This window comes from Actinacidiphila sp. bgisy144, from assembly GCF_057708105.1.
On the sequence record NZ_JBYIRM010000063.1, the window covers coordinates 1 to 12,888 of the forward strand.

2 protein-coding genes are annotated in these 12,888 nt (G+C 75.9%); both read right to left on the minus strand.

Annotated features, from left to right (window positions below):
- On the minus strand, nt 1–1,479 hold a 1,479-nt coding region (locus AC3EVP_RS36265; protein ID WP_435137878.1), incomplete at its 3' end, for a beta-ketoacyl synthase N-terminal-like domain-containing protein.
- Nucleotides 1,480–1,517: 38 nt separating this feature from the next.
- The gene (locus AC3EVP_RS36270; protein ID WP_435137881.1) at nt 1,518–12,824 is read right to left on the minus strand and encodes a type I polyketide synthase; all 11,307 of its coding nucleotides are present in this window, start codon (nt 12,822–12,824) and stop codon (nt 1,518–1,520) included.
- Nucleotides 12,825–12,888 lie beyond the last annotated feature (64 nt).

Sequence of the window (12,888 nt, forward strand, 5' to 3'; positions counted from 1 at the left end):
AACGACAGCGGGGGGCGGCGCGGGAGCCTCGTCGGTGTCCTCGCCCACCATCTCGGCGACGTCGGCGTCGATCCCGTCGTCCGGCGTCTCCGCAGCCGTCTCCGCGGCCGGGGCCTCCTCCAGGATCACGTGGACGTTCGTCCCGCTCATCCCGAAACCGGACACACCCGCCCGCCGCGTCCGCCCCGTCCCACCCGGCCACGCCACCGGCTCCGCCAGCAACTCCACCCCGCCCACCGACCAGTCCACCTCACTGGTCGGCTCCTCGACATGCAACGTGCGCGGCAACCGCTCGTGCTGGAGCGCCAGCACCATCTTGATGATTCCGGCCATGCCCGCGGCCTGCTGGGCGTGGCCGATGTTCGACTTCACCGAGCCCAGCCACAGCGGCCGGCCCTCGGGACGCTCCTGCCCGTAGGTGGCCAGCAGCGCCTGCGCCTCGATCGGGTCGCCCAGCGGCGTACCGGTGCCGTGCGCCTCCACCACGTCCACATCGGCGGCCGACAGCCGCGCGCTGGCCAGCGCGGCGCGGATGACGCGCTGCTGCGAGGGCCCGTTGGGCGCCGTCAGACCGTTGGACGCGCCGTCCTGGTTGATCGCCGAACCCCGCACCACCGCAAGGACCTTGTGGCCGTTGCGCCGCGCGTCCGACAGCCGCTCGGCCACGACGATGCCGACGCCCTCGGCGACGCCCATGCCGTCGGCACCGGAACCGAACGCCTGGCAGCGCCCGTCCGGGGAGAGCCCGAGGGAGGTGCTGAAGTCGGTGAACAGCACCGGGGTGGCCGCCACGTAGGCGCCGCCGACCAGTGCCATCGAGCACTCCCCGGAGCGCAGCGCCTGGCAGGCCAGGTGGAGCGAGACGAGGGCCGAGGAGCAGGCGGTGTCCACGGTGACCGCGGGGCCCTCCAGGCCCAGGGTGTAGGAGACGCGGCCGGACAGCACGCTCATGGCGTTGCCGGTCATCACGTGCCCGTCCAGGTCGCCCTGTTCGCCGCTGACCCAGCCGTAGCCGGAGGCCGAGCCGCCGGCGAACACACCGGTGGCGGAGCCGCGCAGCGACACGGGGTCGATCCCGGACCGCTCCAGTGCCTCCCAGGCCACCTCCAGCAGCACCCGCTGCTGCGGGTCCATCGAGACCGCCTCACGCGGGCTGATCCCGAAGAAGGCCGGGTCGAACCGGGTGGCGTCGTAGACGAAGTTGCCGGCCTGCACCTCGGCGGCGTCCTGCCCGGTGCCGTCGGGGCCGCTCAGGTCCCAGCCGCGGTCCTGCGGCAGCCCGGCCACCGACTCCCGCCCGGCGTCCAGCAGTTGCCACAGGGCCTGCGGGGTGCGGACCCCGCCGGGGAAGCGGCAGGCCATGCCCACCAGGGCCACCGGTTCGCCGCCGGCCGCCTCCACTGCCTGTAGGCGCTGCCTGGTCTCGTGCAGGTTGGCGGTCACCCGCTTGAGGAAATAGCGAAGCTTCTCCTCGCTCATTTAACTCACCTATTCGAAGAAGTCGCAGCGCTGGACGGTCAGTAGATTCCGAGTTCTTTTCCGATGAAGTCGAAGACCTCGTCGTCGGACGACGATTCGAGCTTCTCGGCAACTCCGGGTGCGGCATCGCTCGCCTGGGTCTCCTTCCACTTGGAAAGGACGACCTCGAGGCGGCTGGTGATCTGGGCGGACTCGCCGTCGCCGGGCAGTGCGGCGAGCATCTGCTCCAGGCGGTCCAGTTCGGCCAGGACCGGTTTGACCGGGCTGGCCTCCTCGGTCAGGCGGACGCGCAGGTGGTCGGCGAGCGCGGCCGAGGTGGGGTAGTCGAAGAGCAGGGTGCTGGGGAGCCGCAGCCCGGTGGCCCGGCCCAGCCGGTCGCGGAGTTCCACGGCCGTCAGCGAGTCGGCCCCGAGGTCGCTGAACGCCCGGTCGGCCGCGACGGTTTCGGCGCTCGCGTGGCCCAGGACGACGGCGGCCTCTGTCCGTACCATTTCGGTGAGCAACCGGTCCTGTTCCGTGCGGCTCAGGGCGGCCAGTTGCGCGGCCAGCGCGTTGCCGGCCGCCGACGCCTCGTCCGCGCCGTCCGCGTCACCGCGGGCGGCCAGCACCTCGGCGACCTCGGGCAGGCCCTCGATCAGCGGGCTGGACCGGCGCAGCGTGAACGGCGGTGCGAACCGCTCCCAGTCGACGTCCGCGACGGTGATCGCCGCTTCGTCGGCGGAAAGCGCCTGGTCGAGGGCGCGGATGGCGGCGTCCGGGTCGAGCAGGCGCAGGCCGCGCCGCTCCATGTGCCCGGTGGCCTCCTCGTCGGTCATGCCGCCGCCGCCCCACGGGCCCCAGGCCACCGAGGTCGCGGCCAGGCCGCGGGCCCTGCGGTGCTCGGCCAGGGCGTCGAGGTGCGCGTTGGCGGCCGCGTAGCCGGCCTGCATGCCGCTGCCCCAGGTGGCGGCGATGGAGGAGAACAGCACGAAGGCGTCCAGGTCCAGGTCGGCGGTGAGCCGGTCGAGGGCGGTCGCGCCGCCGGCCTTGGCGGCGAGGATCGCGGCCAGTTCCGGCACGGACGCGTCGTCGAGGGCCGTCATCTGGCCGAGGCCGGCCGCGTGCATGACGGCGGTCAGCGGCGGGCCGCCGGCCCCGATCCAATCGATGGCGCCGGCGAGTGCGGACTCCTGCGCGGCGTCGCAGGCGAGGACGTCCACGTGCGCGCCGCGCTCCGCGAGTTCGGCCGCAAGGGCCGCGCTGTGGGCGGTGCCGGGGCCGGAGCGGCCGGCCAGGACGACCCGCTCGGCGCCGCGGTCGGCGAGCCAGCGCGCGACCCGGCCGCCGAGGGCGCCGGTGCCGCCGGTGATCAGCGCGGTGCCGCGCGGCGCCCACTGCCCGCCGGTGCGGCGGGGTTGCGCGGCGCGGGTCAGGCGGCGGCCGTGGATACCGGACGGACGGATGGCGACCTGGTCCTCGCCGCAGCCGGCGATCACCGCGCGCAGCCGCTGTGCGGTCCGCTCGTCGAACTCCTCGGGCAGGTCGATGAGCCCGCCCCCGTGGTCGGGGTGTTCGAGGACGACGACCCGGCCGAGTCCCCACGCCTGGGCCTGCACCGCGCTGGCCGGGGCCTTCTCCGGTGCGACGGCGACGGCGCCGCGGGTCACGCCCCACACCGGCGCGAGCACGCCCTCCATGACGAGGGCCTGGGCCAGTGTCTGCGAGCCGGCCAGGCCGGTCGCGAGCGCCGGGTGCCCGGGCAACGGTGTCTCGTCGACGGCGAGCAGGTGGACGACGCCGGCCACGCCGTCCTGCGGGACCACCTCGGCGATCTGGGCCGCCAGCCGCCCCAGGTCGGTGGTCTCGGTGGGCGTGAGCAGCACCACCTCGGCGCCGCCGTCGGTCAGCGCCTGGGCGCAGTGGTCGGCCAGCGTCTTCGCGGCGGGTACGGCGGGGGCCACCAGCAGCCATGTGCCCGACGGGTCCGCCGGGGCGGGGTCGGCGACCGCCTCCCAGGCCACGCGGTACCACCAGTCGGCGGTGGCCGACTTCTCCTGCTCCCGGCGCCGCCAGGACGCCAACGCGGGCAGGGCGTGGGCCAGTTGCCGCTGGTCTTCGGCGGCCAGGCCGTCGGCGACGGAGGCGAGGTCGCCGTCCTCGACCGCGGCCCAGAACGCGGCGTCGGTGGCGGTTCCGGTGCTGTCGCCCCAGGCGTGCGGGAGGGTCTGGATGCCGTCCGGCCAGTAGCGCTGGTGGCGGAAGGCGTACGTCGGCAGCTCCACCGCCTCGCCCTGCGGAAGCACCCGCTTCCAGTCCACCGGGGCACCCTGGACGAAGGCCCGCGCCAGGCCCGTTTCCAGGCCGGTCACGCCCTCGTCGGTACGGCGCTGGAGCGGCACGAAGGCGGGCTCCACGCCCTGCACTTCGGCGACCGCGTCCGGGCCGAGGGAGGACAGCGAACCGTCCGGGCCGACCTCCAGGAAGACCGAGATCCCCTCACGCGCCAGAGCCGCGACGGCGTCGGCGAAGCGGACCGCCTGCCGCACCTGCGCAGGCCAGTACCCGGCGTCCGGGTCCGACACCAACTCGCCGCTGAGGGCGCCCGCCCAGAGCGCGGTGGGCCGGCTGTGCTCGATCCCCTGCGCCGTGGCACCGAGGCCGTCGAGTACGGGGTCCATGGCGGGCGAGTGGAACGCGTGCGACACCCGCAGCGGCCGCACCCGGCGACCCCGCTCACGCCACAACTCCACCAGCGCGTCGACCGCTTCGACCGCGCCGGACACGACGACCGAGTCCGGACCGTTCACCGCGGCGACCGCGACCGCACCCGTCACCTCGGCGAAGGAGGCCACAACCTCCGCCTCCGGCGCCTTGATCGACGCCATCGCGCCCCCCGAAGGAAGCTCCTGCATCAACCGGGCGCGTACCGCCACGAGCTTGCAGGCATCCGGCAGCGACAACACCCCCGCCACATACGCGGCAGCCACCTCACCCACCGAGTGACCCACCACCGCATCCGGCCGCACCCCCGCAGCCTCCAACACCGCGGCCAACGCCACCTCAAAGGCGAACAGGCCCGTCTGCGCGTACAACGTCTGATCCGCCAGACCCGCGTCCACACCCTCGGCGCCCAAGACCACGTCCCGGACCGGCACATCAGCCCCGAGCTCCAACTCCAGCAGCCCGCACACCCGGTCGAAGACCTCGGCGAAGAGCGGGCTGGACCCGTACAACTCCCGGCCCATGCCGGTCCACTGCGATCCCTGGCCGGCGAAGACCAGCCCCACCTTGGCCCCGGAGCGGGCCACTCCGGAGACGACCGACGCCGACGACGCACCCTCGGCGACGGCCTGCGCCCCCGCCAGCAACTCCCCACGATCCGCGCCCAACACGACCGCACGGTGCTCGAACGCCGTACGCGTCGCCGCCAACGACCACGCCACATCGGCCGGTTGCAGCTCCGGACGGGCCGCCACCCACTCCCGCAGCCGGTCCGCCTGCGCCGCCAGCCCCTCCGCGGAACGGGCCGACACCGGCCAGGCACCCGCGTACGGCAGCAGGGGCAGCGCGTCCGGGTCCGTCACGACCGTGGCGGAGTCACCCTCGGCCGGTTGCTCGGCCGGCGCCTCCTCCACGATGACGTGGGCGTTCGTCCCGCTGATCCCGAACGCCGAGACACCCGCCCGACGCGGACGCTCCCCGGCCGGCCACGCCACCGGCTCACCCAGCAGCCGCACCTCACCCGCGGACCAGTCCACGTGCGGCGACGGCTCGTCCACGTGCAGCGTCCGCGGCAGCTCCTCGTGCCGCAACGCCAGCAGCACCTTGATCACACCGGCCATGCCGGCCGCGGCCTGGGTGTGGCCGATGTTGGACTTCACCGAGCCCAGCCACAGCGGCCGGCCCCCGGCACGCTCCTGACCGTAGGTGGCCAGCAGCGCCTGTGCCTCGATCGGGTCGCCCAGCGGGGTGCCGGTGCCGTGCGCCTCGACGGCGTCCACCTCGGCGGGGGTGAGGCGGGCGTCGGCGAGCGCGGCGCGGATGACCCGCTGCTGGGAGGGGCCGTTGGGCGCGGTGAGGCCGTTGGAGGCGCCGTCCTGGTTGACGGCGGAGCCGCGGATGACGCCGAGCACGTGGTGCCCGTTGCGGCGCGCGTCGGACAGGCGCTCCAGCACGACCATGCCGGCGCCCTCGCCCATGCCCATGCCGTCGGCGTCGGCGGAGAAGGCCTTGGAGCGTCCGTCCGCGGCCAGTCCGCGCTGCCGGGCGAAGCCGACCATCTCCCACGGGGTGGCCATCACCGCGACGCCGCCGACCAGGGCCAGCGGGCATTCGCCCGACCGCAGCGCCTTCGCGGCGGTGTGCAGGGCGACCAGCGAGGAGGAGCAGGCGGTGTCCACCGTCATCGCGGGGCCTTCGAGGCCGAGGGTGTAGGAGACGCGGCCGGAGATGATGCTGGTCGCGTTGCCGGTCACGAGGTGGCCCTCGACCTGGGCGGCGCTCTCCTGTCCGCCGAGCTGCATGCTGGCCAGGGCGTAGTTGGAGGAGTAGCCGCCGATGAACACGCCGGTGCGGGAGCCGCGCAGGGTGGCGGGGTCGAGGCCGGTGGCCTCCAGTGCCTCCCAGGACAGTTCGAGCATCAGGCGCTGCTGCGGGTCCATGGCCAGTGCCTCGCGCGGGCTGATGCCGAAGAACCCGGCGTCGAAGCGGGTGGCCTGGTGGAGGAAGCCGCCCTCGCGGGTGTAGGAGGTGCCGGGGCGCGAGGGGTCGGGGTCGAACAGGGCGTGCTCGTCCCAGCCGCGGTCCTGCGGGTAGCCGGAGATTCCCTCGCCGCCGCCGGCGAGCAACTTCCAGAGTTCTTCGGGGGTGTTGAGGTCGCCGGGGAAGCGGCAGCTCATGCCGACGACGGCGATCGGGTCGTCGTCCGTACCCGCCGGGGCCTGGGGAACGGCGGCGGCACCGGCCGGTGCGTCGTCCGCGTCGAGGGCGCCGAGCAGTTCGGTCCGCAGGTGGGCGGCGAGCACCGCGGGGGTGGGGTGGTCGAACATCAGCGTCGCCGGCAGCCGGAGTCCGGTGACGGCGGCGATCCGGTTCCGCAGTTCGACGGAGGTCAGCGAGTCGAAGCCCAGGTCGCTGAAGGCGCGTCCGGGTTCCACCTCGTCGGAGCCGGTGTGGCCGAGCACTCCGGCGGCCTCGTCCCTGATCCGGTCGACCAGCAGGCGGTCCTGTTCGGCCCGGGACAGGCCGGCGAGTTCCCGGGCCAGGTCGCCTTCGACCCGCTGGGCGCCGCTGTCGGGGCGGTGGGCCGCCTTGAGCTGCCGGACCTCGGCGAGGTCGCGCAGCAGCGGTGCCTCCAGGGCCTGTTCCTGTCCGGGGGCGGAGGCGAAGGCGGCGAGGTCGAGGTCCATGACGGTCAGCACGGTGTCGGTGCCGGCCAGTGCGGTGCCCAGTGCCTTGACCGCCAGCTGCGGGTCCATCAGGACCTCCCAGCGGTTGCGGCGCAGCCGCTGCCGGGCCGCTTCGGTGTTCTGGGACACGCCGTCGCCGGACCAGGGGCCCCAGGCGACGGCGAGGGCCGGCAGGCCGCGGGAGCGGCGGTTCTCGGCGAGGGCGTCCAGGTAGGCGTTGGCGGCGGCGTAGTTGGCCTGGCCGGCGCCGCCGAAGGTGGCGGCCGCGGAGGAGAACAGCACGAACGCGTCGAGGTCCAGTCCGGCGGTGAGCTCGTCGAGGTGGGTGGCGCCGGCGGCCTTGGCGGCGAGGGCGTTGGCCAGGCGGTCGGCGTCCAGCCGGTCGAGCACGCCGTCGTCGAGGACGCCCGCGGTGTGCATGACGGCGGTCAGCGGCGGCCCGTCGGCGGCGATCCGGTCGAGGAGCGCGGCCAGGTGCGTGCGGTCGGCGCTGTCGCAGGCGCGGATCTCCACGGTGCTGCCGGCTGCCGCGGCGCTCGCGGCGAGGGCGGCGGCGCCGGGGGCGGCGGCGCCGGACCGGCTGGCCAGGACGAGCCGTTCGGCGCCGCGGCCGGCGAGCCAGCGGGCCACGTGCCCGCCGACGGCGCCGGTGCCGCCGGTGATCAGTACGGTGCCGCGCGGTGCCCACGCGCGGTCGGCGGCGGGCTGCGGGGCGCGGCTGAGCCGGCGGGCGAGGATGCCGGCCGGGCGGATGGCGACCTCGTCCTCCCCGCAGCCGGCCAGGACCGTGCGCAGCCGGCTCGCGGCGCGGTCGTCGAGGACCGCGGGCAGGTCGATGAGGCCGCCCCAGCGGTCGGGCTGCTCCAGCGAGACGACCCGGCCCAGGCCCCAGGTCTGCGCCTGCACGGGCCGGGTCAGGGGGTCGCCGGGCGCGGTGGCCACCGCGCCGGTGGTGAGCATCCACAGCGGGGCGGTGACCGCCGCGTCGGCGAGCGCCTGGAGCAGGGTCAGGGTGCCGGCCAGCCCGGCGGGCAGTTCGGGGTGGCGGAGGGTCGGGGTCTCGTCCAGTGCGAGCAGCGACAGCACACCGGCGGGCGGCGCGGACCGGTGCGGGTCCGGTGCGCCGGCGGTGTCGGCGGTGCCGTCGGGGTGCAGGGCGCGGGTGAGTTCGGCGGCCAGGGCGCCGCGCTCGGCGGTGCCGGCGGCGACCTCGACGACCTCGGCGCGGGCGCCGCGTGCGGTCAGCGCGGTCACGCACGCCCGGAGCAGGTCCGCGGTGCCGGGGGCGGGGTAGGCGGGGACCGCCACCAGCCAGGTGCCGGCCGGGTGGGCCGGTGCCGGGTCGCCGAGCGGGGTCCAGTTGACCCGGTAGCGCCAGGTGCCGGTGACGTCGCGGTCCCGCTCGCGCCGCCGCCAGGACGCCAGCCGGGGCAGCACCGCGCCGAACGGCTCGGCGGCGTCCACGGCGAGGGTGTCGGCCAGGCGTCGCAGGTCGCCGTCCTCGACGGCGGCCCAGAAGCGGGTCTCGGCCTCGGTGGCCGCGCTGTCCCCGCCGCGTACGGCGGTGGCCGTTTGCTGGGCGGGGGCGTCGGCGCCGAGCCAGTAGCGCTGGTCGCGGAAGGCGTACGTGGGCAGGTCGACGCGGCGGCCGGCGGGCAGCACCCGGCGCCAGTCGACGGCGGTCCCGGCCACGTGCACCTGCGCGAGGGCGGCCAGCAGCCGCAGCGGGCCGCTGTTGTCGCGGTCCAGCGTGCCGGTGACGGTGACCGCCATCGGGGTGTCGGCGGTCGCCAGTTCCTCGACGGTCTCGGTGATCCCGGCGGTCAGCACCGGCTGCGGGGAGACCTCGACAAAGGTGGCGTGGCCGGCGGCGGCCAGCTCCCGTACGGCCTCGTGGAAGCGGACGGTGCTGCGGACGTTGGCGTACCAGTAGTCGGCGCCGAGTTCCGTGCCGTCCATCCAGCGGCACTCGACGGTGGAGTACAGCGGCACCCGGCCGGGTCCCGGGGTGATGCCCGCCAGGCGTTCGGCGAGGACGCCGGCGAGCGCCTCGACGCCGGCGGAGTGCGCGACGAAGTCGCTGACCGGGATCGGCCAGCGCATGACGCGCCGGGCGGCGAGTTCGGCCCCGAACTCGGCCAGCGCCTGCGTCTCGCCGGAGACCACGGTGGCGGCGGGCCCGTTCACCGCGGCGACGGCCAGCCGGTCGCCCCAGGGCGCCAGCAGGTCGCGGACGGCCTCGGCGGGCATCACCACGGACAGCATGCCGCCGCCGGTGCCGAGCCCGGACAGCTCCTGGCTGCGGACCGCCACGACCCGGGCCGCGTCCTGGACGGAGAGCACACCGGCCACCGTGGCGGCGGCGATCTCCCCCTGGGAGTGGCCGACCACCGCGCCGGGGGTGACACCGGCGGCCTCCCACACGGCGGCCAGCGACACCATCACCGCCCACAGCATGGGCTGCGCCACGTCCGCGCGCTCCAGTCCTGGGGCGCCCTCGGCGCCGGCCAGCACCTGGGCCGGCGTCCAGTCCGACCAGTCCACGTGCGGGGCGAGGGCCTGCGCGCACTCCGCGAAGCGGGCGGCGAACACCGGTGAGGCGGCCAGCAGTTCGCGGCCCATGCCGGCCCACTGGGCGCCCTGCCCGGGGAAGACGAAGACGGGTTCACCGCTCTCGGCGGCCGCGGTCGTGCCGGCCACCACCCGGGGGTCGCCCGTCCCGGCGGCCAGCGCGGTGAGCCCGGCGACGAGTTCGCCGCCGTCAGCGCCGGTGACCACGGCCCGGTACTCGTGGACCGAGCGGGTCGCCGCGAGCGACCAGGCGACATCGCGCGGGTCGCTGCCGGGGTGGGCCGCCAGGTGCTCCGCGAGGCGGGCGGCCTGCCGGCGCAGGGCGTCGGCGGTGCGTCCGGACACCAGCCAGGCGGTGTCGGCGGTGGTGTCCAGCACCGCGGGCGGCTGCGGGGCAGCGGCGCCGGTACCCGCGCCGGACGGGTCGGCGGAAGGACCCGCCTGCGGCTCGGCGTCGAGCGGGGCCTCTTCGAGGATGACGTGGGCGTTGGTGCCGCTGACGCCGAAGGAGGACACGCCGGCCCGGCGCGGCCGCCCGGTGCCGGCCGGCCAGGGCTGGGCCGCGCGCAGCAGTTCCACCTCGCCGGCCGACCAGTCGATCTGCGGCGAGGGCTGCTCGGCGTGCAGGGTCTGCGGCAACTGCTCGTGCTGGAGCGCCAGCACCATCTTGATCAGGCCGCTGATGCCGGCCGCGCCCTGGGTGTGGCCGATGTTGGACTTCACCGAGCCCAGCCACAGCGGGCGGCCCTCGGGGCGCTCCTGGCCGTAGGTGGCCAGGACCGCCTGCGCCTCGATCGGGTCGCCCAGCGGGGTGCCGGAGCCGTGCGCCTCGACCGCGTCGATGTCGGCGGCGGTCAGGCCGGAGTTGGCCAGCGCGGCGCGGATCACGCGCTGCTGGGACGGGCCGTTGGGGGCGGTCAGGCCGTTGGACGCGCCGTCCTGGTTGATGGCCGAGCCGCGGACCACGGCGAGCACCGGGTGGCCGTTGCGGCGGGCCTCGGACAGCCGCTCCAGGACGACCATGCCGGCGCCCTCGGCGATGCCCATGCCGTCGGCGTCGGCGGAGAAGGACTTCGAGCGGCCGTCGGGGGCGAGGCCGCGCTGCTTGCTGACCCACACGAACAGCTCGGGGGTGGACGCGACGAACGCGCCGCCGGCGAGAGCCAGCGTGCATTCCCCCGAACGCAGCGCCTGCGCGGCCATGTTGACGGCGACCAGCGCGGAGGAGCAGGCGGTGTCCACGGTGACGGCGGGGCCTTCGAGCCCGAGGGTGTAGGCGACCCGGCCGGACAGCACGCTGGTCGTGGTGCCGGTCAGCAGGTGCGCTTCCAGGCCCTCGGTGGCGGCCGGCTGGGCCAGGCCGTAGCCGGCGAAACTGCCGCCGGCGAACACCCCGGTGCGGGAGCCGCGCAGCGTGCCGGGCACGATCCCGGCCCGCTCCAGGGCCTCCCAGCACGTGCCGAGCAGCAGCCGCTGCTGCGGGTCCATGGCCAGCGCCTCACGCGGGCTGATCCCGAAGAAGCCCGCGTCGAACTCGGCGGCGTCGTAGACGAATCCGCCCCGGCGCACGTAGGCCGTGCCGGGCGCGTCCGGGTCCGGGTCGTAGAGGGCGTCCAGGTCCCAGCCGCGGTCCTGCGGGAAGGCCCCGATCGCGTCGGTGCCGGTGGCCAGCAGCTCCCACAGGTCCTCGGGGGTCTTCACGCCGCCGGGGAAACGGCAGCCCATGCCGACGACGACCACCGGGTCGTCGTCGGCGGCCGCGGTGGCGGGCACGACGGTGCCGCCGGCGCTCGCGGTGCCGCCGCCCAGCAGCTCGGTGGCCAGGTAGCCGGCCAGCACCCCGGGGCTGGGGTAGTCGAACAGGAGCGTGGCGGGCAGCTTGAGGCCGGTGGCGGTGGCGAGGCGGTTGCGCAGTTCGACGGCGGTCAGGGAGTCGAAGCCCAACTCGCTGAAGGCGCGCGTGCTGCCCACCGCGTCGGCGGAGGAGTGCTCCAGGACGGCCGCCGCCTCGCCGCGGACCAGGGTGGTGAGGGTGCGCAGCTGCTCGGTGGTGTTCTGCCCGGCGAGCTGCGCGAGCAGCGGGCTGTCGGCGCCGGGTACGACGTCGCCTGCGGCGGCGGTGCCGGACAGGGCCGCGGCGACCTCGGGCAGGTGCTCGATCAGCGGGCTGGGCCGGCGCAGGGTGAACGGCGGCGCGAAGCGCTCCCAGTCGACGTCCACGACGGCCGGGCTCGTCTCGCCGGCGTCCAGGACGCGGGCGAGGGCGCCGACGGCGAGGTCCGGGTCGAGGAGCCGCAGTCCGCGGCGCTCCAGCTGGAGGCCGTCGTCGCGGGTGCCGTCGGTCCCGACGTTCCAGGGGCCCCAGGCCACGCAGACGGCGCTCGCGCCGCGGGCCCGGCGGCGCTCCGCCAGGGCGTCCAGCTGGGCGTTGGCCGCGGAGAAGCCGGGCTGGCGGCCGCCGCCCCAGACCGCGGCGACGGAGGAGAACAGCACGAACGCGTCGAGGTCGGTGTCGGCGGTCAGCTCGTCCAGCACCGCGGCCGCGCCCGCCTTGGTGGCGAGCACCGGGGCCAGGTGCGGCACGTCCAGGTCGTCCACCAGGACGTTGTCGACGATCTCCGCGAGGTGCAGCACCGAGGACACGGCCGGACCGGTCGTCCCGGCCCACGCCAGCGCTCCGGCCGCCTGGTCGCGGTCACTCGCGTCGCAGGCGAGGACGTCCACGCGGGCGCCGCCGGCGGCCAGTTCGGCGGCGAGTGCGGCGGTCCGCGCGGTCGCGGTGCCGCCGCCCGTCAGGAGCAGCCTGGCGGCGCCGCGTTCGACCGCCCAGCGGGCGACGGGACCGGCCATGGGGCCGGTGCCGCCGGTGATCAGCACGCTGCCCCGCGGGCTCCACGCCCGCTTCGGCGCCGCCGGCAACGCGGCGCGTACGAGCCGCCGGCCCAGCACGCCCGCCGCGCGGATCGCGACCTGGTCCTCACCGGACCCCGCCAGCACCCCGGCCACACGCGCGGCAACCCGACCGTCGGAACCGTCGAACCCGGCGGGCAGGTCGACCAGGCCGCCCCAGCGGTCGGGGTGTTCCAGCCCGGCAACGCGGCCGAAGCCCCACGTCAGGGACTGCACCGGGGACACGGTCGCCTCGCCGGGAGCCGCGCTGACCGCGCCGCGGGTCAGCACCCACAGCGGCGCGTCCACCCCCGCGTCGCCAAGAGCCTGGACCACGGCCAACGTCCCGGCGAGACCACGCGGCACCGCCGAGTGTCCAGGCACCGGCGACTCGTCGAGAGCAAGCAGCGACACCACACCCGCCGGTGCCACCGCGTCCTGAAGCACCTGACCCAGTACGGCGCCCACCGCCGCACGATCCACGACCTCGGCGGGCACACGCACGACAGTGGTGTCCGCGCCACGCGCGGCAAGTGCCGCCGCACAGGCCCCCGTCAGGCCA